The organism is Algoriphagus terrigena DSM 22685 (genome assembly GCF_000429445.1).
Classification (GTDB): Bacteria; Bacteroidota; Bacteroidia; order Cytophagales; family Cyclobacteriaceae; genus Algoriphagus; species Algoriphagus terrigena.
Genome location: NZ_AUBW01000009.1, coordinates 1 through 23,099 on the forward strand (window position 1 = coordinate 1; position 23,099 = coordinate 23,099).

Sequence of the window (23,099 nt, forward strand, 5' to 3'; positions counted from 1 at the left end):
CTGGCAGGTGCGGGAAAACTTCAAGGAGTTGTTCAGTGTAGGAAAGCTTTTCGCCAGACTGTTGTTTAACCGATGGAGTACCGATGCGACTCAAAGAAAAATCAAAGAAATAGACAAGGTCGTAGAGATGTTTAACAGGCATGTTTCCGGAGTGGTCAATGCATTACTCACCAACCTAAACAATGCAATGGCCGAACGCCTAAACGGTAAAATACAGGAACTCAAAACAGTGGGAAAAGGCTATCGAACATTCGCCAACTTTAGAAGCGCTATTTTATTCTTCCATGGAGGCCTAAACTTATATCCTCACTAACTTAAGGGTAGAACCAAAAATTTTAATGCGTTGGATAAGGGAATTTGGGCTAGTGTAATCTATAGATCTAATAAGATTTTTTTAAAGTTAATGCAGTTTATCCTAAGGTTTACTAGCTTATTCTCTTTTCAATTCATTTTTCATTCATAAGGGTTTTTCAGTGGTTAGTTGCAACCCTGCATCTATGCCATTTACAACTTGGAACAGCTGAACTTTCCTGACTAGTTAACCTTTCCATAGGGTAGTTCTTCGTGGAAAATGTCTTTCCACAACGGATTTTGAAACGATTTCCATCCTCTTGTGATTCTGTCGCCTGATTTTCAAATATCCACAATCAAACACCTCCCCTTGTTTGACGATTGACATCCTTAGTTTTGATGTTCTCCAGAAAAAATTTCCATTCAATGAAATATTTTTAAACTCTTCATCATCCTTCAAACTTCTTACATATTCAACCAAACCTACAACTTCTCCATCCTCAAGGTCTAAATCCAAAGAAATAGTGAGGTAATGTGTTTCATTATTCCCTATTGACCCTTCATTTGTCCAAGCTCCTATAAGTTGTTGGCGTCGTTTCTTTTGGGCAGTTTTAAAGTTTTTGTAAAGAATTTGAATTCCGTAGAATAACCCTCCAAAAATCCCAATCACTAGCGAAATGGCATAGATAAAATCCAGATATTCTTTATTCATTTGGGTGGTTTAGGTTTCAGTATTTTAGAGACAAGCTTAAAACTCAAAAATTAATCGCATCGACATCTACTTTTAATTCATTCAAAATCGGTGTTAAGATATCTTCAGAAGCCGTCTCAATGCTAATGATAAGGGAATAACGAACCTCGTTTTCGTATTTTTTATGATTAGGTCTCGTTTTCCACCAGCCACCCGTTGGGATAATCGCCAGTTCATTTTTTGTTGCCAGGTCAGCTGCATTTCCTATCCAGATATCCCTGTGAATTGAACCTTTGTCGCGGATCTGTTGACCGATAATCCATTTTTCCCCTCCCTCACTTTCGTATTTTTCTTCCAAGGCCTTCCTAGCCTTACTATTGATCCTAGCCATAAAAGCGGAAGAGGATTCGTTCCGGTCTTTGAGCCTGAAGCGAAGACCATGCGAAGCATAGTTATTGGCTACGGCGTAGCGTTTATTTCCCGGATTCGGTTCTATAAAGTAGGACAAGGTAACGTTAAGCCTTACTTGTAATTCACCTAGTTCCAATAACTTCTCTTGGGGCCAAGGAAGTGTATAGACATGACACTGATTAGCGTTAACCCTATTTTGTTCAAATTTGTAGGGTTTGATTTTTTCTTGAATCACCAGAGAAACAGAATTCTGAAGGGTATAAATAGCTGAAGGCAGGAATGGCACGCCATAGCCAACCGTGCGTAATAGGTTAATCTTTTCCTCTCGTGTCAGCTCTTCTATTTTCCGATTCCCCAGCATTTGATCTGTCCACTGCGCAGAGTGGACAAGCAATGCTCTAATCGTCTCAGGCCAAAGTCCCGGATAGCTTTCAAGAATAGCTGCTGCAAATTTTGTAGCAAAAGCGGTAGCGGCTGAAGTTTCGCCAAATGTGGTGAACGGCGATTTAGCCAACCCTCCTTTTGAAATACTTAATGGCTGCAAAGAATCTGGGTCACATAAGCCCCAGCTCGATAATCCACAATTTCCGCCTTCAAAGACTACCTCAGGTTTTATTGCCCAGTCATTTTCCCACGAAATGCTGGTACTACTGGATGGAGAAAGTTGACCTCTTTGTGCCAAAAGACTCGCGCCGGGATACTTTAATAAATCAATACGATCCTTCAGCGTATATGCTCCAATGGTAAGCGCGTTAAATGCCTGTGCCGGATCATGAATGCTGTATTCAAAATTTGAGAGCGGATATCCTGGCCATTGGATGTTCGGAATATTTCCTCCGGAAACCAGGATTAATCTTTTCCATTCCTCCTCACCAAAAGCTGTTTTATCCAAAGTTGCTGACCAGGATGACGGCTTTCCTTTATGAGGCACATTGTCAGCTGATACTGCCAGACAAAATACCCTTTCGGAAGTGAGGTTGATTAATTCCGCACGGGCAATGCCTTCCTCTGTGATTACGCCATAGAAATCGGGATCAGTTGGATGTATGTGATGCAGAATTTTTATGCTTTCCAGTCTATGAAAAATCTTAACCGAATCTCTGCCCAGGAAAGTATCGGATAGATCCCCGAAAAATATCAATCCAGCCATCGGATTACCATGCCCAGAACCAGACCAGCTATCATTGGTGTTCCAAGATGGTTCCACCGTATCCGGATGAATCAGATGCTTAATATGGGCCAAAAGGGGATGATCTTCGTTGATCCCAGAGTCTAAAAGGCAAACGGATATAGTGGTTTCTTCCTGAACATCTAACCTCTTGGCCAAATCGGCTATCCATTCTTTTTGCTCAGGAATCTCCATGGAAATAAAGGTGTCGGAGAGTTCCACCGGCTTTCTCAATTCATCCAAATAGCTGGAATAAAGTAAAGGTTCAATTATCTGCTTAGCGCTTCCCTTTATAAGAATTACCAAATGCTCCGGGAAAATCAGGCTTCTTGGAGAAATCTGAACTCCATATTCGGCTAGCCTTGCAGTGATTTTTTCTTGAACGATAGCAGCAGAATCTACAGTAATATCTAGCCACACTTCCCACCAAACCTCCAGGTCCATTTCTGGAAATGACCGTTCGGGTTCCTGCCAAAATGATTTTAGAGTAGCTTGGCTAATTGATTCAATATTGGAAAGCAGACTAGCATTTTTGGGCTTACCTTTTTCCGTTTTTAATTCCGGGTTTGAATACTCATTTAGCTTCTTTAAGAAAGAACTTACTCCTTTTTTGGATAAGTAAACTGAGCCCAATGTTTTATGTTGCCCATTTTCATCAATTTTTTCTTTGAGAGTTGCGATCCTGACATCTCCGGTTTTACCTTCAAATTTGGCCAAGTCCAAATCATAGCCTGGAAAAGTCTCAAATTCCACATAGACAAAGTCCTGCGGCTCTCCCTCCCAAAAATCAAGGAATGCGGAATCAAATTCCTCCTTCAACCGCTTGCCATGTCGTACTTGGTTTACTTCTCCATTGATAGAGAACCTTCCCGAACCTAAGGGAGTAAAACTGATTGATTTGGCCTTGTTCTTTAAAAAAATGTGCTTAAAAAGTCCATCCATAAGTCAATATTAATGGTCTCGCTTTCTAGCACTGATATACTTTATAGCTCTTGATTCCGTAACATAGTCTTTGCCGTTGAGTAAAAAATCCTTCCAGATATCCTCACAGATCTTGTGAACTTCCGCATAGCTAAGGCCTGATGAAAGCTGTGAGAGATTGTTGAAGTCCCAATCCAAGGTTAAGCCTATTTCATTCAATCTTGACGAAAATATTTGATGAATTTGATTGATTGAAGGGTTACCATATTGGATAATATCGTCGAATCTTCTAAACAAGGCAGTATCCAAACTTTCGGGCAGATTGGTGGCAGCAATAATCAAACTATTGGATTTATCTTTTTCAATTTGAAGTAAAAAACTATTCAACACCCGTTTGATCTCCCCTACTTCCTGTCCCTGAGTTCGGGTGCTCCCAATACTGTCAAATTCATCAAAAAGGTAAACAGCCCTGAAATCCACCATCGCATCAAAAATCAAACGAAGCTTTGCAATGGACTCACCTAGATATCGACTTATTAAACCATCAAGTCGGATAATAAATAAAGGCAATCCCAATTCACCAGCCAAGGCGTGTGCGGTCATGGTCTTTCCAGATCCGGGAGTTCCGATTAGCAAAAGCTTCCTTCTAGGCTGTAGATTATGGTTTAGGAGTTTATTTAAATGCTTTTGTTCGTGTATTACCTTCGCCAAAGTCTCCTGAATCTCACTAGACAAAACCATGTCTTTGAGTTTGATCTCAGGACTTACTAGTTCCAATAAATCATTGAGTTCCTTTTGCGCGGCATTAACTGGAAGTCTTCTAACAACCGATTTGGAAGATTTGCTTTTATCAATAAGCTTCTTTAGTTCATCAGCTAAGTCAAGATGCCCTTTTCTAGCCTCAGAAGCAGCAATTTGCATAGCAGTAGCATAAAAGCGCGATTCATCGCCTTCCCCAAAAGATTTGATCAAACTCTTTATTTGCTCCGCCGCTGCCATTATATTTTTTGTTGCAAAGGTAAATTTTCCTTTAAAAGGAACTAACCCAAGATAGGTTTAAAGACTCTTCGTCAAAATTTTAATTTCAAGAACCGCCTCCAATTGAACAAGCAAATCCAGCGTGAAATTTTCAGTTCCTGATAACCACCTGGTAACCTGTGAAGGATTTGCTCCCATCACTTTTTGCAAATCCCGTTTGCTCCAGCCTTTGGAGTCCCTGGCAGAAGCAATCTTAGCCGCAACCCCCATTTTTACATCAACTTTTGACTGTTCCAGAGGATCGATTTCCGATAGTAAAGATTCTAGCAAATGACTAGTATAGTTCATCCTAGTTAATGAAAAACATAAATCGTGCTACTTTGTGAAGCGCAAGTAACTCCCTATTAGGCGTTTAATTTACAAAACTCACTTCCCTATCAACTTCTCCAACCTCGTCATCATCTCGTCCTTCTCCTTTAGCATTCGCTCGTAAAGCGCGATTTTCTCCTCGTGGAGTTTGAGAATCTTATCAACTGGATCAAAAGTAGGATTGAAGTTCATTACCGAAGCATTATCCTTAAAATCAGAACAGGTAAAAGTATTTGAGATAATATTCACCGCCTGTTCCTCATCGAAATTCTGAAAAGCTTCTACGGGTAGCTTAAGCACATCGGCTATCTGGGCGAGCAGGCTAGCTTCGATCTCTTCTTTTTGCTCGAGCAGGGAGATTTTCTTCTGATTCCAGTCCTCCCCTAGTTCATAAGCCAATGCTTCCTGCTTGATGCCGAGCATTTCCCGGAAGCGTTTCACATTGCGGCCTTGGTGGATGGATTTGGATGGGGATTCGGTCATGGTTTAAAGTTTAATTTCGATTATGGTTTCGAATATCCCTGTCTGTGTCTCCACAGATCGGGCGGAATGTTTTAAAATATAATTCTGATATCGAATCTTTAATCAAATAGACATCAATCATCTAATTTTGGTTTTGAACTCAGGTTAGCGTGATCTTTTTCTTCGTTCTTTTGGCTTGACCCAAAAGAACCAAAAGGTCAAGATTTGCCAATGCTCCTACCCTGCCTACCGGCAGGCAGGCGCACAGGGCCGAACGCTGGCTCGCTCCTGCCTGTCGGCAGACAGGGGCAAATCCTCCCACCGCGCCCTCCTTTCAATGTTTTTTCTAGCCAAATAAATTCAAACCTAGATTCACATCTTGTTGGCTTTGGGTTTGTTAAAACTCTGTCATTCCCTTTTTAATATTTAAGACTCAGGCTGTCAAACTTCCAGGCTATTAATGCCTGTGTCATGTAATTGGTTGCCTATTTCAAATTTAAAAAAAAACGCCAACCTGAGTGGAAAAAGGGTATTTAATTCTTAGGTAAAATAGTCATTTGGAGGGGATATTTTATCCAGAACCTAGTTGGAAAGTCTTTAATTCTACAAGAAATCAAACCGGCTTCCTGTGTAGCTCCGAAGGAGCCTAACCATTCATGACCCTGTACGAAGTGCAGGGTGATCATTGAATCCTCTTTCTTTGAGCCCTGAAAGGGTGAAACTTCTAAGTATCACCCCTTCGGGGCTATCTTTTCTATTGTGGTGGCTTTCCCCCGGCTACACCGGGGGTTATGAATAGTTTCGATCCTTCGGATCTAAGACTTCCAAACTTTGACCTACATATCGACTACTTCGGGTAAAGTCTTTCCAGAGTAAATACCCTCAAGACTAATTCAAACCTCGTATCTCGCATTTCGTAAATCGTAAATCCTTACACCTTCATCGTCTTCCATTTTCCTTTTCGGAAGAAATAGAGCGAAACCAGCGCATGAAAAGAGTGGCAAAAGGCGATGGCGATAAAGATTCCCAAGTATTCCATACCCATCGGGAAGGCGAGAAAATAAGCCAAAGGAACCTCCATACAAAGTAACACCCCGATGTTGATCCAGGCGGGTGTTTTGGTATCCCCTGCCCCGTTAAATGCCTGTGTCAATACCATCCCGATTGCGAAAAAGACATATCCCAAGACAATCACCCAAAGTCCCTGAGCTGCCACGTCCCTGACCTCGGGGATTTCGGTGAAGAACCCCGCCAGCTGTTGGTTGAAAAGCAAGTAAATACCGGTAACAGATGCCATGAAGATCACATTGTAGCGGGCAGTCAGCCAGACGGCTTTCTCTGCCCGATCTACTTCCCCGGCTCCGAGATTTTGCCCAACCAATGTCGCCGCCGCCCCGGAAAGCCCCCAAGCGGGCAGAATCGTGAATATGAGTACCCGAAACGCAATCGTGTACCCGGCCAATGCCGCAGATCCAAACTCTGCATTCATCCGGGTCAGCGCGACCCAGGAGACCGAATCAATGAGAAACTGTCCCATCCCCCCGAGTGAAAGGTCGATGATCTTGCGGATGGTTTCCCACTTGACATGCAGGTTTCTGCGAAGGACTTTTAGCTTATGCTTGCCGTTCATCAGGTGATACACCTGATAGAGCACTCCCATGCTTCTCCCAAAGGTCGTTGCGATAGCCGCGCCATCCAGACCGTATCCATCCCAACTTCCGATTCCGAAGATCAAAATCGGATCAAGAATAATATTCAAGCCGTTGGCGATCCAAAGACTTCGCATGGCGAGATGTGCCTGGCCCGCTCCACGAAAGGCTCCATTGATCAAGAAGAGAAGCATAATGGCCGTATTTCCGGCAAAGACGATCTTGGCGTAATTGGCCCCAGAAACGACCACCGATTCCTCAGCGCCCATCAACCGAAGTAGATCGGCAGCAAATACCCACCCCCCGACGCCGATAAAAAGGGACACAATCCCCCCTACCACTATCAATTGAAAAGTGGCGGTTCCGGCTTCATCGTATTCTTTCTCACCAAATCTTCTGGATATCAAGGCAGTGGCGGCCATGCTGATCCCAAATCCGATGGCATAGGTAAACACAATCACCGCCTCTGTCAAGCCCACCGTTGCGACTGCATACTCGCCCAGTTTTGCCACGAAAAAGATGTCCACGATGGCAAACGCCGACTCCATCATCATCTCCAGGATCATGGGAATCGCCAAAACGAAGATGGCGGTCTTTAAGGAAAGGCTTGTAAAATCTTGTTCCTTGCCAAGGATAGCGTCTTTGATCAGTTGCCAGGTCATGGGGATTGGAAGATTGTGAAATTGAAAGATCTTGTCCGCCGTGGCGGAATGTAAAATTCAGCTTGGAAAAGACAAAGCGTAGGTAGTCGCTTGAAAACCAACGCCCGCAAAAAAACGAAAAAACCGTGAATCCACGGTTCTTACTTTAGGTTGATGCTATTTTAATCCGACAGTTTCAGTCAGCAACAACACCCTTTTTCTCCATATGTGCTTCCTTGATCTTCCGACGGAGAATCTTACCGACGTTTGATTTGGGAAGTTCGTCGACAAAATGGACCTCCTTGGGCACCTTGTAGTTGGTGAGGGATTGTTTGCAGTGAGCGATGACCTTTTCGGCGGTGAGTCCGGGCTCTTTTTTGACCACGTAAGCGATCACCCGCTCGGTGGATTTATCATCCGGCATGCCGATCACGCCCACTTCCACTACACCGGGACAGGAAGCTATCACGTCCTCAACCTCGTTGGGATAGACATTGAAGCCAGACACGAGTATCATTTCCTTCTTGCGGTCCACGATCTTGAAAAAGCCGTCTTTGTCCATGACTCCGATGTCTCCGGACTTAAACCACTCCCCGTGCATCACGTTGGCGGTTTCCTCAGGTCGGTGCCAATAGCCCCTCATTACCTGCGGGCCTTTGATCAAGATCTCACCGCGCTCGCCGATTGGCATCGAATTACCGGCGTCGTCTGCGATCATGAAATCGGTATTAGGAAGCGGCAAGCCTATCGTGCCTATCCGTTCAGTTCCGTCAATTGGATTGCAGGAAGCTACTGGGGAAGTTTCGGTGAGTCCATAGCCTTCAGCCAATGGAACCCCGGTTACTGCTTTCCACTTCTCCGCAGTCGCTTTTTGCACGGCCATCCCACCGCCCACAGCAATCTTCAACCCGGAGAAATCCAGTGACTTAAACGCTTCCTGATTCAGCAATCCATTGAACAGGGTGTTGACACCAGTCATCACGGTAAACTTTTTCTTTGCCAAATCTCCAATGAAAGCCTTCATGTCTCTTGGATTGGTAATCAATACGTTATGAGCACCAATCTTCAGCATAGCCAGGCAGTTGACTGTCAGGGCAAAGATGTGATAAAGCGGCAAAGCGGTGATGACAATCTCCTCCCGCTCCTTGAGTTTGGGCTTCATCCAAGCAGAGATCTGCTCCATGTTGGCCACGATATTTCCATGGGTCAGCTCGGCTCCTTTGGACACTCCGGTCGTGCCTCCAGTGTATTGGAGGTAGGCTGAATCTTCCAGAGTGAGTTTTGTTGGCTTGAAAGTAAAACCCTTCCCTTTGGAGAGCGCGGTTTTAAAAGAGACAGATCCGGGAAGTGAAAAGGGCGGAACCAACTTCTTCACGTGCTTGACGACCACGTTGACGATCATTCCTTTCAGTCCCCCAAGCAGATCGCCGAGTTCGGTGACTATGATGTGTTTGGCAGCAATCTCGCTTCTGATTTTCTCTAAATGGGAAGCGAAATTCTGCACAATGACGATCACTTCCGCTCCCGAGTCATTAAACTGATGCTTCATCTCGGCTGGTGTGTAGAGCGGGTTGGTATTGACCACGACCATTCCCGCTTTGAGCGCCCCAAACATCACAACCGGATATTGGAGGACGTTGGGCATCTGGATCGCCACTCTTGTGCCTTTTTTCAGTTTCAACTCCTGCGTGAGGTAGTTTGCGAAATAGCTGCTGAGGCGATCCAATTCGGAGAAGCTCATCGTCTTTCCCATGCACTCGAAGGCCACTGCCTCCCCAAACTTTTTCACACTCTCATCGAAGAGATCTACCACACTGGAGTAGATCTGGTAGTTTACGTCCTTCGGCACCGAGGCAGGATAGTGTTGAAACCATGGAAAATCGGTCATATCAGCGGTTTTTTCGGGTATTTTTTTCTCTTTTCAATTACTTAAAATTATTGTGCATCAGCAAGGATTTTATCCTCACTGGAGAATTTTTCGGGCGATCAGTTCTTTCATGATCTCATTGGTTCCGGCATAGATCCGCTGTACACGCGCGTCAGCCCAGGCTCGGGCCACACCATATTCCCACATGTATCCATATCCACCATGGAGCTGCACGCACTCGTCGGCGACTTTACACTGGAGTTCGGTCATGTTGTATTTGGCTGCGGAGGACATCGCGGAGTCCAGCTTACCTTCGTTGTGCAGGTAGACCAGGTAATCGCAGTAGATCCTGCCCTGCTCCAGAGCGGCGGTCATTTCGGCGAGTTTGAATCGGGTATTTTGAAACTCGGAGATGCTTTTTCCGAAGGCCTTCCTTTGTTTCACATAGCTGATCGTCGCCCCAAGCATGTACTCTCCGAGCGCCACTGCTGCCAAAGCCACCACCAAACGCTCCTGGGCCAGCTCTGTCATAAGGTACTTGAAGCCCTCTCCTGCTTTCCCCAGCAGGTTTTCCTTGGGCACCTTGACATCTTCAAAAAACAACTCGCAAGTATCTTGGGCATGCAGTCCGACCTTGTCAAACGGGATACCCCGCGTGAATCCCGCCATGTCCCGATCCAAGATCAGCAGACTGATGCCTTTGGCGCCTTTTCCGGGGTCAGTCTTCACCGCGACTACCACGACGTCACTGAGATAGCCGTTAGTGATGAATGTCTTCGAACCATTCACCAGATAATGATCGCCCTCGTCGACGGCGCTTGTCAGGATACCCTGCAAGTCCGATCCGGCACCGGGCTCGGTCATCGCTATGGCGCCGATATAGTCGCCTGTGACCATCTTGGGGATGTATTTGGCCTTAGCGGACTCTGTCGCATAATGGAGGATGTAGGGCATCACGATATCCGAGTGCAGCGGAAATCCCACTGCCAAAGCCGAACAGCCGCTCAGCCCAAGCTCCTCGATCACGATCGCGTTGTAACGAAAATCCTGAATGTTCATGCCTCCGAGTGACTCGGGCGCCTGGATTCCCAAAAAGCCGTTTTCGCCGAGCTTCTGCCAAATCTCGCGTGAAACCATCTTTTGTTTTTCCCAGGCTGCATGATTGGGAGTGATCTCTCTGGCGATAAAATCTCTAAAGCTCTGCCGAAAGAGCTCGTGCTCGTCGGTAAAAAGTGATCTGTGTAGTCCGAACATATTTGGGTTTGATTTGTCTTAGTCAAAAATAGGGAATTTGAACCGCTGCGAGCTGATCTTTTGAAATACCCCACCCTTAAAAATTAAACATCGTTTCAATTCTTTAAAATGCAGCTTCTATCTTGAGTCAAAATCAAACCAATGACCGATCTAACTGAAAACAGTTCCATCGCAGACTTACAAAATCTCCCATACTGGCTTCCAGGTGAGCTTTTGATCAACTCTGAGTCCGCCGGCGAGAGCAATATGAACCTGGTCCTGAGGATCCAAACGAACCAACGAAGTCTGATTCTCAAACAGTCCAAGCCTTACGTGCGAAAGTATCCCCAAATCCCCGCGCCGATCGGTCGGATCGCGGTGGAGCATCGATTTTTGGAATTGGTATCCGGGGAAGAATTTCTCGCGGAGATGTCTCCAAAAGTTGTTCAGTTTGATCCTGAGCAGCATATCCTGATCATGGAAGATCTGGGGAAAGGACTCGACTATTCATGGATTTATTCCGGCAAAAGAGATTTGAACGAAGGCGAGGTTGAACAGCTAGTCGGGTATCTAAACCAGCTGCACGGCTTGAAGGTGACAGATTTTCCCGATAATCTCGAGATGCGCAGACTCAACCACGAGCATGTTTTTCGATTTCCGTTTTTGGAAGAAAATGGATTTGACTTGGACAGTATTCAGCCGGGACTTCAAGCAATCAGCCTCGCTTACAAAACCGACCCACGCTTGAAGGAAAAGCTAGAAGCACTTGGCGGGCGCTATCTAAGGCACGGCACCGTACTCCTTCACGGAGATTTCTATCCGGGAAGTTGGCTGGATGTGCCTTCAGGCATCAAAGTCATCGATCCGGAATTCGGATTTCCGGGCGATGCGGAGTTTGATTTGGGCGTCTTTTTGGCACACCTGGATCTCGGTCAACAACCGGAAAGCTTGAAGGAGCAGGTGCTTTCGGCCTATTGCCATCGCTTTGATCTTGATCTGGTCCAGCAGTACCGCGGTGTGGAAATCCTCCGGCGGCTAATTGGGATCGCACAGCTACCGATCGATTTGACGCTTTCACAAAAAGCGGAACTTTTAAACAATGGCAAATACCTAATCCTCAACTGACCATGCGTTTTTATATCTCGATTTTGGCTTTTGCCTTCCTTTTTTCTTGTGGAAAAAACTCGGAAGAACTTCAACAAAAGTCATTTTCCCCGGAAATCAAAACAGTCTCCGGACTGAGCGAAGCGCAGCTTTATGATAAAATCCTGGGGATGCTCGTTGGAGCGGCCATCGGAGATGCGATGGGAGCTCCCACCGAGATGTGGAGCCGGGAAAGCATCCGTCTGGAATATGGATTTGTAGAGGGACTGGACTCGATGGTTCGGGAAGCATCGCCCGAGGGCATTTGGAAACCCAACCTTCCAGCAGGAGGCACGACAGATGACACGCGATGGAAAGTGCTGGCCGTAAACTATTTGCTGACCCAAAAGCCGGGAACCCTCAATCCAAAAGATTTTGCAGGCCATATTCTGAAAACCTATGAAGGTGGATTAAAAAACCTCCAATCCATCGAAAGCGTAGATCCAGAGCCCTATGAAGCCGCTATGCTACAAGTAAACTGGCTGTCGGAGTGGGCCAAGGTCAGCAAACCCTATCTGGATGGAAACCTCACAGCTTATTCAGATTCCCTTTCCAAATTTTATGGCGGTGAAATGGTCTGTGCCGGACTGCTGTATGCTCCCGCGCTGGGCGTGTTTTTCCCGGGAGATCCTGAAAAAGCCTACCGGGAAGCCTACAAGCTTTCGATTTACGATCTGGGCTATGCCCGTGATCTGAGCGCATTGGCGGTAGCTATGACTGCCGCCGCCATGACCCTAGGGACAACTGCCGAAGATCTCGCTCTTGATTAGCCAAGAGGCCCAAAAACTCGATAGCATCGGCGGAGAAATGTCTTTCTCCAGTCCTGCCCTGGCCAAGGCCTACGCTGAGCTAGACCTGAAACTCCAGGATATGCCTTTCCACGCCGGAGAGATCTATCTTCAAGCGATCACCGCGATGATTTATACCGATTTTGATTTCAGTCGTTCCTTGACTTTCCTGGTCAACTACGGCCGTGACAACGACACGACAGCAGCGTTAGTCGGAGGGATTTTGGGTGCATGGTATGGCTTCGAAAAACTGCCGACTGCAGAGCGGGAAAAGGTACTCAAGGTGAATCGTGAAGATCTCGACACAGATCTGGAAAAACTGGCCGCTGAACTCACTTCTCACATCCTCAAAAAATAGAAGCTCCGAACCCTGCGGTCCGGAGCTTCTCTACAATAGGCTGGCTTTGATTATTCGAAGTGAATTGTTTTGCTTCTGCCTTTTGCATCTGTCACATTAAGATACACATCTTCAGGAGATACTCCATTCAATTTGTAATTTTTGCGGAACCCTTCCGGCTCTCCGATCGCTTCAGAGTGGATCAGTTTGTTCGTCTCGGCGTAGCGGATCTCCACTTCTACACCCGGCTCGTCCAGGCCGATCACCGTCAGGTTGACAGTCGTATCATCGATGATCTTTCCATAGGCCATCAGCGGAAGTGCTGAAGCGGGGATCGGTTTGTCGAAGGTTGCGACCGTGTAGTCAACTTGCTCATCGTCAGTAGATATTCTCACCTTATATTCTCCGCAGGGAAGATCCGAAAGGTTGTAAGGTACCAGCAAGTCCTCTCCCCCTACCTTTACCTTTCTTTGGTGAAGTTTTCTGCCTGTGTTGTCGTAAAGCGCGATCTTCGCTTCACCGACTCCCTCCCGGAGGAGTACGTTTACTTTTTTGAATTTTGCTTTGACATCAGAAAGTGCCATCAGATCGTCGTCGGCTACCGGTGCTGCAAGGCTGCTAAATGATAAGGCTCCTGCAAGTGCTAAAGTGAATAAGGTTTTCATAACAATGTTGGTTTAGTGTTGTGCTTGTCCTTATGCGAAGCACATACCAACACCTTTTGGCACGCTCAGACGGCCTTCATTTTACTTTCCCAGATCAGCTAATATTAAGTATCGTTAAGAAAATTAGCCAAAGATTATTTCGAATTGTTCACGATTTGGTAAACTGACTTTGATCGAATTTGGGATTTCGGCGATTTTCTGTCACAGGAGCGGACAGAATTCTTCGTTTTTGCAAAAAATGCGGGTTGCATCCTATTGTGACACATTAAGGAAATTTAATTTTAAAAAAATGCATCCATCTCGAATTCAATCGATTGCGAACAAAAAAACCTGTACGGTTGCGTACAGGTTTTGTCCGTATGGACACAGTATTTTTGACCTAAGTCAAATCAAAACGCATAGCCGAAACCGAGTCCAGCATACAGTGGCCAGAAACCGTTGTTGTTAAAGATCGGAGTCAGGTTCACCCGCCAGGTAAATCCACCGTCCACCGGCACCCTCCTGTAGCCAAAGTTCATCGTCCCCATCAGACTCGGCGAGCCGTCCACAGGGAGGATAAATTCGTAGTAGCTATCTTGCTCCACATAGGAATCGCAGATGAAGTTTCCATTGGAATCGTAATAACCGCTGCTGCAATAGGAATAATCTTCCTCGTCAAACGCAAAAAACGTCAACCCAAATCCCATCTCAAAGTAGTGTGGGCCTTTGCCATAGAGCTTGTTGACCATTACCGGCAGGGAAAAAAATGATTCATCCGAGGTCGTGTAACCTCCCGCGCCAACCCGCATTCCCCAGGAGTCCATCCGCGTCTTGTCAAAGCGGAAATCGTAATTGAAACTGTAGGGAAGCCCCGCCCCTCCCAGTTCCACATAGACGGACCGCGTGGGAAGTGTATCCTGAGCCTGCGCGTAAAAGCCCATCGTCAGTAAAAGAAGAATGAGTTGTAGTTTTTTCATGTGCATATAATTTGTTTTTTATCGGCCACATGGAATCTCGCAAGATTGGTAATCTTCCCAGTGTGTGTCGGTGGTGACATGCTCGATTTCATGGGGTTTATTATCATAGGTATATTAAAAGTGATTCGAAGATAGAACGGAAAAAGTAATTCTCCCGCTACAAAAATCGGTAGAATAGGATTTCTTCAACCGATATCCTCAATTTGATCTGCAACCTGTCAGAGAATCCGGAAAATTGTTCAGCGTGGTAAACTAGAACCTTTCTATTTTTGAACGACGAATTCAAGCTACCTTCGATTTCAATCCACCTTCTTCAAACCGACTGATTGCCATGCTTCGCAAAATATTCCTAGGCCTCTTTGCCACGGCCATTGTCCTGGTGATCGTCTACATGCTCGGTCCAACGGTGGAAAAGAAAGAGCTCACCGTCCATTTTCCAGAAGTCCCCACCCGGCTCAGCGAACTCAGCGAATACGTCCGAAACCGCGAGGACACGGTCATAGGTCTCAAACCCGGCAACGAAGCCTACATCCAATGGGCTGACAGCAGCAACAAAGCAAAGACACCCTATTCCATCGTCTATATCCATGGTTTTGGCGCGAGCCCGATGGAAGGCGACCCGGTACACCGGTTTTTGGCCACGCATTTTGGAGCCAATCTTTTTGTAACCCGCCTCCCCGAGCACGGGATCAAGCGGGAGAATGGCATGGAATACCTATCCGCCCAGAAACTCGCCGACGCAGTCGGAGAAGCCTACCAAATCGGCAAAAGCCTCGGTGACTCAGTCATCGTCGTGGGCACTTCCATGGGGGGAGCTTTGACCCTTTTGCTTGCCAGCCAGCAGCCGGACATCAAGGCGGTGGTGCTCTACTCTCCCTGTGTGCGTGACGGCGGAGAAAAGCTCAACGCCCTGTTTAAGCCTTGGTCAAAATTCTTGATGGAGAAGTTCGCAATGAAGAAGAGTGTCCTCCATCAGGAAAGAGAGGGCGAAAAGAAAGCATATTGGTCTGAAGACTACCACATCAACGCCTACGTCAGTCTGGCGACGGTCGTCTACAGCGAGATGAACACGGAGACTTTTGCACAGGTCAAGCAGCCGCTGTTTATGGGATACTACTATAAGAGTCCGGAAGAGCAGGATTTTGTGGTCTCAGTGCCCAAGATGCAGGAGATGTACAGTGAGTTGGGCACTCCGGCAGACCTTAAGCGAGAGAAGGCCTTTCCGAATGCCGGAGACCACGTGATCGCCGCCTCCATTACTTCCCAAGATTGGCAGGGGGTGTTGTTCAGCACGATTGACTTTTTGGAAAATGTAGCCAAAGTGCCCGCCCGAACCGAGTTTCAAGAGCGGATCGAGGAGATGGCGACGGCCAAGGAATTGGTAGAAACGATAAAACAAGAATAGCTCGGATCGGACTATTCTTGTTTTTCTTCCAGTTTCGCTCTAAACGGAACAGCCGGCAAATTCAGGTTATTGACCAGGTTTACCTCCGGATTATCAGCCCAAGCGTACCGGACACCGACGGGTTCAAATCCTTTCGGTGTTTTTAGCCTGATCTGATTTTTGCTGGCGATCTCTCCCATTACGGATTCAAACCTCCCCGCAGCATCTTCGACAGTAAATCCAAGGACCTCAGATCCTGATGTCAATTTAAGTCCCTCGCCTACTTCTGTGAAGGTCAGAATCAATTCATCTCCTCCTACTCTGAGGCTGTCAAAGACCGGCCCTGAGGCAAGGATTTTCTCCCGAAAGGCCACTTTTTTGGCTTGAAGCCAAAGCCTCTCCCCTACGTCTTTCTTGTTGCGAGGGTGAATATCCTCAGCTTCTCCGATATCGATGATCGTCGCCATTCCCGTCGCCGGAAGCTCCAATGTCTGAGTTTGGGATTCTCTGATATAGGCCCATTCGCTTTCCGGCTGAGGAGACTTCCGCTCCATGAAATTGGCTAATTGAACGAACAGAAACGGAAAGTCACCGATCTCCCAGCGCGCTCTCCAGTTGGTGATCATTGCTCCGAAAAGCTCCCGATATTCATCGGCCTTGCCTGCATTGCTTTCTCCCTGATACCAAATCACCCCTTTGATCGCATAGTGAGTCAGGGGCGCGATCATCGCATTAAACATGAATCCGGGCTTCCAGTTGTAGTATTCGACATTCGGAAGTTGCGGTTCGACGACATTGTTTGCGTAAGTCCAAGTACCCTCCAAGTTGATCTTCTTTTCATTTTGGGTCAAAAACATTGAGTCCGAAGAGCCAATCTCAGGCTTGTTGTTCCAGCCATTCACCGCCCGGATCGCGAGCACGTTCTCACCCTGAAGCAGAATCTCTGAAGGTATCTTAATCTCCGGGACGGCAGCTCCCCAATCTTTGTAATGAACTTGCTTGCCGTTGACATAGAAATAAGCCATCTGCTGCACATTGGGCAGGGTCAGAACGGCTTCTTCTGTGGAAGAAAGTTGAAATTTCTTTCGCACCCAAGCGATATGTTCGAGTGGATTGTCAGCAGGGAGACTGATGGATCTCCAGTTCGCATTGCTATAGTTTACAGAAGAAACCTCAGCGGCTTTGGCCGAATCTGGCTGATTGATCAGGCTATCCCGCAGCGTGCGCCGCTCCTCGTTTTCGGCCAATGTCACCTTCCACTTTTCATGGCTCTCGATGATCTCTGCCACTTCTGCGGAGTAAGATCTGTCGGCGATCTCTGCCAAGACGCCTATCTCTGTCCAGCCTTCGGCAGGCGTTCCGCCCCAGTTTGATTCGATGACACCGACTGGCACACCCTTCTCCAGGTGGTTCTTCTTGGCAAAAAACCAGGCAACGGCTGAGAAATCAGGAAGATTCTCCGCATTGGCCACCTTCCACTGTCCGTCGGACACGTCGGATTTTTCCTCGACACTGTAGTCTTTGGCTACTTTGAAAAAACGGATCATCGGAAAGTCAGGCTTGGCAAATTCTTCCTCCGCTCCGATCACACCGGCCTTCAGTGGCCACTCCATATTCGATTGTCCACCTGCCACCCACACGTCCCCGATGTAGACATCCTTGACGGTTTGGGTATTGACTAACAGCTCATAAGGGCCGCCCGCCGGCAAGGGAGGTAGGTGAACAAACCAAGTACTGTCTTCCAAAACCTTTGAGCTCACGATCGCCCCGGCCAAGCTGGCGCGGATCTTCTTGTCCGGGATTCCTCTCCCCCAGATTTTGATCGGCTGATCTCGCTGGAGTACCATGCCTTCGGAAATTAACTTGGGAAACTGAACCTCTGAATCCGGTTTGGATAGGCCACAGGCAAATGCCAGCGGCAGCAGCAGAACTAAGAGAAAATTTTTCAAGGGGTGGATTTGGTCGATTGTCTGGGAATTTCCAGAAAATAAATGATTTCTCACTGGCATTCGCCCTGAATCCCATCAAAAAATGCCAAATTATTCCCTGTTCGCCTCAATAGCCTCAATGCCATTTACCAAATAGGCAAAAGCTGCACTCCAGTTGATGGCGATCTCGTTGGATGCGTAGCTGCATGCGAGATCAGTATAAGATTCGTCCGGCACCTTGCTGGGATATTCACAGCCGTCTTGCTGAGATGGATTGGGCCCGCCGACCATGAATCCCGGCAGCGGGGGCAACTCCGGTCTCGAAGTCGCCAGTCGATGGTGGGGATGTATCGGCGTTTTGCTTCCAAAACCTGTGACGTAGCTAAATCCCGTTGCATTTCTTCCCATAATATAATCGAGGTTGGCTTTTGCACCTTGCAGAAAACCCTCTTCGCCATTCAGCCGATAGGCTTCGATCAATAGGACCCCCTGATTGGAGGCCACCGCGTTACTTCCCCAGATAAAGTCCCGGTCGCTGGCTCCCATGGGAGTGCCAAAAGGCTGGATTTGCCCGGCCACCTGATAGGATTTGGCCGCCGCGATCAGATTGATCTTTAGCATCGCCATCCATTCCTCTGGAATCTGCGAAAGCGACGTCTCATGCCGGATCAGGGAGTAAAAACCCAACCACTTGACCTGAGACCATGAGGGAAGCCTGTATTCCAGATCGGAGTCTTCCAACACGCTCCAGTAGTCCAGGTTGTGCGTGCTGATATAGAGTTCAGACGCTGCCCAAACCCACTCGTCCGACAGGTTTTGGTCTCCATAGGCACCAGTGGTCACATCGGGATCGAAATCCCGGTTCAGTTCATTCTGCCGGTAGTAAAGCTCCGGATTTTGGACCGCCCAATTCCAGGCTTTTTCGGCGGCTTTCTGATAAATGACGGCGTTTTCCGGAGAAAAAGCCTTGTAGATCCGGGACGCCTGAGCCATCACTGCTGCAAAATCCAAAGTCGCAGCTGTGCTCTTGCTGACCAGATAGCGGGTGTTGACGGCCTTATGCGGCTCCACCATTCCCTCAAACTTGGCCGTGGTGAGCTTGTGATACACTCCCCCGTCTGCTGGATCCTGCATGGTCAGCATCCAGTCCAGATTCCACAATACTTCATCGAGAATATCCGGTAGGACATTACCGCTCTCCGGGATTGCTAGTTTCTGCTTCGCAAAAAAGTCAGGAAACTCCTCGTAAAGGGACAATAAAGTGCCCATAGTAATCCCGCTGTTGACGATGTATTTGTTGTAGTCTCCTGCGTCGTACCATCCTTTTGATGAAGATAGGGACGTTCCGGTCGGGCGTGTGGCGCTGGCAGCGGATGGATGAATCTGCACCTGGGTATCCGGATGACCGGCACCTCTCGCCCACTTACCGGCAAATTCCTCCGGCAGATCCGTCGATGCACGCTGAAAATAAAATGCCTTCAGCGACGCTTTCGACAGATCAGAGTAAACGTCTCTTTGAATCAAAAACGGGTAAGACTTCCCAAGATTCCCTATGCCAATCTCGTAAGTCCCCTCGTCTACCAAAGAAGAAAAATCAACTTTCCAGGCGGTTTTTCCCGACGAGGTCTTCGCTTCTTGCTTGATTGCTGCACCCTCGAAGACAATCTCATTCTGCTCCACATCCCATACAAAGAATTGCCCCAAGGGCTCCTCCGAAAGCACGATTGCAATCTTATCCTGATTTGGAAGATAGCCGACCTGATTGAGCCGGATGGATTCATTTAATTCCAGCGTATTCGTGGACTGATCTCTTGAACATGTCGTCCAAACCGATAAGATCACCAATACAACCACTGATTTTAAATACATGTTTTATAGTGCTGTTTTTTAGCTATTTATTTCTTTCTATTCTAAAAACTATTCTACGGGCTTGAAGGATTTCAGTCCCTGATTCCGAATCCCAATCCAGAGGTGATCTCCCAGCTTTTGTGCCGCGGATATTTCGCCAGCCAGATCAAACCCCGTCTCTGCCTGCGGAAGCGCGCGCCAGGATTTTGACCCCAAATCGAACTCCAGCAGGAGTCCCCGATTGGCATCGATTTGACCGATTTTTAATCTTGGATTATCCTGATTTCCGACGAGCAATAGATTCTTATGACCGGACTTCCCTGCTATTGACACTGCCGCATTGATCGGAGCATCCTGAGCCTGTCTGGGCAGAGAGACGGATTCAAACCGGCCCGCTTTCAGCGTAAATAGCTGCGTTTCCAGCGTCTCAGCCAGGAGTATTTCGGCTTGAGGCAGTTCCTCCGGAGTTAATATTTCTTCGATCGTTGCCGTCGAAAAGACTTCGTGAGTTGGGAAACTGGCCTTTTTTCGATACATCTGTCCTGCGAGTTCGTCGCGAGAAAGAAATGGCGTTTCCATGCCTTGCACCGCAAAAGTCATCAGCGGATCGACGGAACCGTTTTTGTCAAAATCAGCGAAATAAACCCGAACCGGAATATCAGGTTCCGTTTTCAGGCGGGAATTCAATCCCCAGTTTCCTGCCAAAAGCTCCGGTCTTCCGTCTCCATCCAGATCTTCGATCAACAAGCTTCGCCACAATCCAGTCTTTCCCTCCGGAAAAAAAACAGACGTGCGATCTTCCAGCTTCCCGTCTTTGAAACCGATCACCCTGATTTTATCAAACTCAGCCGCCACGATCAACTCCTCTTTTCCATCTCGGTCCAGGTCATAGGCTACAGCGTCTTTGACCCGCTTCAGAGACGCCAAGATCAGATCATCCACCGCATCAAACTTCGCTTCTCTTTTCTCCAGAAGATAAGAACCAGCCGACTCCGGCCATCTTCCCGGCGAATATCCACCGCCTATAAAGATTTCGTCCTTCCGATCTCCATTATAATCCCAATTGACTGCAACTGAGGTCGCAGTGAATCTTTCGGGCAGGGTTCCAAGATCTGACGGCCCAAAATTTCCCTTTCCATTGTTGATCAGCAGTTGATCCTGAAGGGAGGGGTCCACGTCGGTGAGATTTCCATAGCCGCCTTTTCCGACGTAGATGTCCAGATCGCCATCGCCGTCAGCATCCAGACAGAGCAGCGCCGATATATTTGTCCCCAATCCGGCCACAGCAAGCACTTTTGGCTCTTGCTTTTTGCCATCAATCAGCAAAAGCTCTCCCGTAGAAGTCGACGAAATCAAGTCCATTTCCCCGTCGCCAGTCATATCTCCGGCAGCCATAAACGGTCCGGCTTGACTTAGGGAATAGAGCAGTTGACTTTGGCGCTTGAAGTCATTGAACTGCTCAGCTGGGACCGCAAACCGGTATTGAGAAGCAATCGTAAATCTTGGAATGACTGCAGATTTTGCGAGGGCTGTATCTGTAGCATCTTCGATCTTCAGCTCGATCCGTTGATCGGTTTTTGGCGAGATGATGAGTTGTCTCAGCCCTGATGGCCATTCCACTTCCAAGGAATCAATCGTATTACTTTCCAAACCGAAATGCAAAACTTCGGTCACATTTCCCTGAAAACCCTTGTAGATCTGCTGCTCCTGATATTGGGTTTCCCCACCGGAGTACACCTTGACTTTGGCGCCGATTCCGCTGGCGTTACCTTGGGAACCCGTCAACTTCACCTGAAGAAAATGACTCTTCCCACGTTCTGAGGTGCCATTTCGATAAATCTGCGACGGCTCATTCAGATTGTTGAGGATCAGATCAAGATCGCCGTCGTTGTCCAAATCCGCGTACACAGCACCGTTGCTATTGCCCGGTGTACCAAGTCCCCAAGCGTCAGAGGTGTTCTCAAACCGGCTTCCGTCCTGATTTTTGAAGGAATAGTTTCCGACTTTGGTCGCGGGCATGGCGGCAATCATCTCCAAGATTTGTTGCTGTCCGGGCTTTGGATTTTGCAGGACTTGCTGTCGGTAGTTGATGAAGTCCAGGTTGGTGAAGTCTTTCAAAAATCCATTGGAAACGAACAAATCCGGAAAGCCGTCGTTGTCAAAATCTGCAAAGAGTGGCGCCCAGCTCCAATCGGTCGTGGCAATCCCGGCCGCCTGCCCGATCTCCGAAAACGTTCCGTTCCCGTTGTTGACTTGCAGCATGTTCCGCATCAACTGATGGTGCAATCCGACTTTCAGAAAGAGCCCGTAGTGCTCGTAATTTTCCGGACTGTGCAGGAGTTTTTGCCGCTTACTGTCCTCCGGCAGCATGTCCAGCGAGATTAGATCCAGATTTCCGTCCCGATTGATATCAGCTGCGTCCACGCCCATCGAGTAGAGACTGGTGTGTGCAAAGGCTGATTGAAGCTCATTGACAAAAGTCCCGTCACCTTGATTGACGTAGAAATAGTCCGGCGCGGAATAGTCATTTCCGATGTAGATGTCCGGCCAGCCGTTGTTGTTGAAGTCGGCAATACTGGCGCCCAAGCCGTAGCTCAGCGTCCCGGTTGCGATGCCGATTTCGGCGGAAACATCCCGGAATTTGCCGTCTTCGTTTCGATAGACTTTGCTGGAACTCATCGGATCGGGAGTATCCAGCATCGTCCTAAATGCATTAGCGTTTAGATTATTGAATAAGGCCGGGTTGTGATTGAGCAACAGCATATCCAGATCGCCGTCTTTATCCAAGTCCGAGAAATAGGCCGAGGTAGAAAAGGCCGGATCATCCAGCCCGAATTCAGCTGCCATCTCCTTGAAGAAAGGAATCCCTTTGGAATCCAAACCCTGACTAACGAAAAGTTGGTTTCGGCGTGTCTCTTCAGGCAAATCTCCCGAAAAACACACATAAATATCTTTGAGTCCATCGGCATTGATATCGACGATGACTGCTCCTGTAGACCATGCCTGCTCCCTTCCACCGGTGCCGGTGGCAAGCGTGATGTCTCTGAATTTCAGGTCTCCCTGATTGAGAAAAAGTTTGTTTTGACCCTGATTGGCTGTGAAATAGAGATCCTCCAGGCCGTCGTTGTTGAGGTCTCCGACTGCCACTCCACCCCCGTTGTAAAAATATTGGTAGGTCAAGATATTGGCTTGGGCTGTTTCCTGGATTTGATTGGTAAAATGAAGGCCGGAGGAATCAGCCTCCACCAGTTGAAAAAGATGCTCCTCCTGAATAGTTTTCTTTCCGCAGCCTGAAGAAAAACAAGCGGCAAACACCAAAAATGCCCAACTGGCAGAAGGGAGAAGGGAAAAACGCGGCAAGAGTGAGTT

General features: G+C 47.5%; 19 protein-coding genes. 6 read left to right on the forward strand and 13 right to left on the reverse strand.

Features of this window, described 5'->3' with window-relative positions; all coding sequences use genetic code 11:
- On the forward strand, positions 1 to 313 hold a 313-nt coding region (locus G459_RS27140), incomplete at its 5' end, for a transposase (RefSeq protein ID WP_035455560.1).
- Positions 314 to 538: 225 nt separating this feature from the next.
- On the opposite strand, the gene G459_RS0109420 is transcribed toward G459_RS27140, so the two are convergent.
- From G459_RS0109420 to G459_RS0109455, 8 genes are all read right to left on the reverse strand, one after another.
- Positions 539 to 1,003, reverse strand: a complete 465-nt coding sequence (locus G459_RS0109420) for a hypothetical protein (RefSeq protein WP_026967431.1) — start codon at positions 1,001 to 1,003, stop codon at positions 539 to 541.
- A 43-nt stretch (positions 1,004 to 1,046) separates the two neighbouring features.
- A complete protein-coding gene (locus tag G459_RS27145) occupies positions 1,047 to 3,503 on the reverse strand; it encodes a S8 family peptidase (RefSeq protein ID WP_051315155.1) in 2,457 nt (818 codons plus the stop codon).
- Positions 3,504 to 3,512: 9 nt separating this feature from the next.
- Complete coding sequence (locus G459_RS0109430) at positions 3,513 to 4,481, reverse strand: AAA family ATPase (RefSeq protein WP_026967432.1); 969 nt, start codon at positions 4,479 to 4,481, stop codon at positions 3,513 to 3,515.
- Between the two features lie 57 nt (positions 4,482 to 4,538).
- Positions 4,539 to 4,808 carry a helix-turn-helix domain-containing protein gene (locus G459_RS27150; RefSeq protein WP_026967433.1) on the reverse strand — a complete coding sequence of 90 codons (270 nt, stop codon included), beginning with the start codon at positions 4,806 to 4,808 and terminating at the stop codon, positions 4,539 to 4,541.
- Positions 4,809 to 4,886: 78 nt separating this feature from the next.
- Positions 4,887 to 5,312, reverse strand: coding sequence for a helix-turn-helix domain-containing protein (locus G459_RS0109440; RefSeq protein WP_026967434.1), 426 nt, complete (start codon positions 5,310 to 5,312; stop codon positions 4,887 to 4,889).
- Positions 5,313 to 6,222: 910 nt separating this feature from the next.
- Positions 6,223 to 7,602, reverse strand: a complete 1,380-nt coding sequence (locus tag G459_RS0109445) for an MATE family efflux transporter (RefSeq protein WP_026967435.1) — start codon at positions 7,600 to 7,602, stop codon at positions 6,223 to 6,225.
- Positions 7,603 to 7,777: 175 nt separating this feature from the next.
- Positions 7,778 to 9,469, reverse strand: coding sequence for an AMP-binding protein (locus tag G459_RS0109450; protein ID WP_026967436.1), 1,692 nt, complete (start codon positions 9,467 to 9,469; stop codon positions 7,778 to 7,780).
- Positions 9,470 to 9,544: 75 nt separating this feature from the next.
- Positions 9,545 to 10,702 (reverse strand): acyl-CoA dehydrogenase family protein, encoded by a 1,158-nt coding sequence (locus G459_RS0109455; protein WP_026967437.1) that lies wholly within the window; start codon positions 10,700 to 10,702, stop codon positions 9,545 to 9,547.
- A 141-nt stretch (positions 10,703 to 10,843) separates the two neighbouring features.
- Between G459_RS0109455 and G459_RS0109460 the strand changes: the two genes are divergently transcribed.
- From G459_RS0109460 to G459_RS30390, 3 genes are read left to right on the forward strand one after another with little or no spacing between them, the layout of a single operon-like run.
- Positions 10,844 to 11,806, forward strand: a complete 963-nt coding sequence (locus G459_RS0109460; RefSeq protein WP_026967438.1) for a phosphotransferase — start codon at positions 10,844 to 10,846, stop codon at positions 11,804 to 11,806.
- A 2-nt stretch (positions 11,807 to 11,808) separates the two neighbouring features.
- The gene (locus tag G459_RS27155; RefSeq protein ID WP_245588153.1) at positions 11,809 to 12,594 is read left to right on the forward strand and encodes an ADP-ribosylglycohydrolase family protein; all 786 of its coding nucleotides are present in this window, start codon (positions 11,809 to 11,811) and stop codon (positions 12,592 to 12,594) included.
- On the forward strand, positions 12,587 to 12,970 hold the full coding sequence (locus G459_RS30390) for an ADP-ribosylglycohydrolase family protein (RefSeq protein ID WP_245588154.1): 384 nt from the start codon (positions 12,587 to 12,589) through the stop codon (positions 12,968 to 12,970). The genes G459_RS27155 and G459_RS30390 overlap by 8 nt, the downstream gene beginning before the upstream one ends.
- A 50-nt stretch (positions 12,971 to 13,020) precedes the next feature.
- Here the strand turns inward: G459_RS30390 and G459_RS0109470 are convergent, their stop codons facing one another.
- Both G459_RS0109470 and G459_RS30740 read right to left on the reverse strand, forming a co-directional pair.
- Positions 13,021 to 13,614, reverse strand: a complete 594-nt coding sequence (locus G459_RS0109470) for a hypothetical protein (RefSeq protein ID WP_035455562.1) — start codon at positions 13,612 to 13,614, stop codon at positions 13,021 to 13,023.
- Positions 13,615 to 14,003: 389 nt separating this feature from the next.
- Positions 14,004 to 14,198, reverse strand: a complete 195-nt coding sequence (locus tag G459_RS30740) for a hypothetical protein (RefSeq protein ID WP_483756935.1) — start codon at positions 14,196 to 14,198, stop codon at positions 14,004 to 14,006.
- Here G459_RS30740 and G459_RS30745 point away from each other — a divergent pair.
- Complete coding sequence (locus tag G459_RS30745) at positions 14,190 to 14,363, forward strand: Loki-CTERM sorting domain-containing protein (protein ID WP_483756936.1); 174 nt, start codon at positions 14,190 to 14,192, stop codon at positions 14,361 to 14,363. The genes G459_RS30740 and G459_RS30745 overlap by 9 nt on opposite strands.
- Before the next feature lie 538 nt (positions 14,364 to 14,901).
- The gene (locus tag G459_RS0109480) at positions 14,902 to 15,975 is read left to right on the forward strand and encodes an alpha/beta hydrolase (RefSeq protein ID WP_026967441.1); all 1,074 of its coding nucleotides are present in this window, start codon (positions 14,902 to 14,904) and stop codon (positions 15,973 to 15,975) included.
- An 11-nt stretch (positions 15,976 to 15,986) separates the two neighbouring features.
- On the opposite strand, the gene G459_RS0109485 is transcribed toward G459_RS0109480, so the two are convergent.
- The 3 genes from G459_RS0109485 to G459_RS27160 all read right to left on the reverse strand — a co-directional run bounded on the left by G459_RS0109485 (position 15,987) and on the right by G459_RS27160 (position 23,090).
- The gene (locus G459_RS0109485) at positions 15,987 to 17,903 is read right to left on the reverse strand and encodes a sialate O-acetylesterase (protein WP_026967442.1); all 1,917 of its coding nucleotides are present in this window, start codon (positions 17,901 to 17,903) and stop codon (positions 15,987 to 15,989) included.
- A gap of 90 nt (positions 17,904 to 17,993) precedes the next feature.
- Positions 17,994 to 19,751 carry a glycoside hydrolase family 9 protein gene (locus G459_RS0109490; protein WP_026967443.1) on the reverse strand — a complete coding sequence of 586 codons (1,758 nt, stop codon included), beginning with the start codon at positions 19,749 to 19,751 and terminating at the stop codon, positions 17,994 to 17,996.
- A gap of 48 nt (positions 19,752 to 19,799) precedes the next feature.
- Positions 19,800 to 23,090 (reverse strand): VCBS repeat-containing protein, encoded by a 3,291-nt coding sequence (locus G459_RS27160; RefSeq protein ID WP_084454443.1) that lies wholly within the window; start codon positions 23,088 to 23,090, stop codon positions 19,800 to 19,802.
- Positions 23,091 to 23,099: the final 9 nt, after the last annotated feature.

Coding starts and splice junctions, on each gene's coding strand:
- G459_RS0109420 (WP_026967431.1), bottom strand. CDS start 1,003: ATGAATAAAGAATATCTGGATTTTATCTATGCCATTTCGCTAGTGATT.
- G459_RS27145 (WP_051315155.1), bottom strand. CDS start 3,503: ATGGATGGACTTTTTAAGCACATTTTTTTAAAGAACAAGGCCAAATCA.
- G459_RS0109430 (WP_026967432.1), bottom strand. CDS start 4,481: ATGGCAGCGGCGGAGCAAATAAAGAGTTTGATCAAATCTTTTGGGGAA.
- G459_RS27150 (WP_026967433.1), bottom strand. CDS start 4,808: ATGAACTATACTAGTCATTTGCTAGAATCTTTACTATCGGAAATCGAT.
- G459_RS0109440 (WP_026967434.1), bottom strand. CDS start 5,312: ATGACCGAATCCCCATCCAAATCCATCCACCAAGGCCGCAATGTGAAA.
- G459_RS0109445 (WP_026967435.1), bottom strand. CDS start 7,602: ATGACCTGGCAACTGATCAAAGACGCTATCCTTGGCAAGGAACAAGAT.
- G459_RS0109450 (WP_026967436.1), bottom strand. CDS start 9,469: ATGACCGATTTTCCATGGTTTCAACACTATCCTGCCTCGGTGCCGAAG.
- G459_RS0109455 (WP_026967437.1), bottom strand. CDS start 10,702: ATGTTCGGACTACACAGATCACTTTTTACCGACGAGCACGAGCTCTTT.
- G459_RS0109460 (WP_026967438.1), top strand. CDS start 10,844: ATGACCGATCTAACTGAAAACAGTTCCATCGCAGACTTACAAAATCTC.
- G459_RS27155 (WP_245588153.1), top strand. CDS start 11,809: ATGCGTTTTTATATCTCGATTTTGGCTTTTGCCTTCCTTTTTTCTTGT.
- G459_RS0109470 (WP_035455562.1), bottom strand. CDS start 13,614: ATGAAAACCTTATTCACTTTAGCACTTGCAGGAGCCTTATCATTTAGC.
- G459_RS0109480 (WP_026967441.1), top strand. CDS start 14,902: ATGCTTCGCAAAATATTCCTAGGCCTCTTTGCCACGGCCATTGTCCTG.
- G459_RS0109490 (WP_026967443.1), bottom strand. CDS start 19,751: ATGTATTTAAAATCAGTGGTTGTATTGGTGATCTTATCGGTTTGGACG.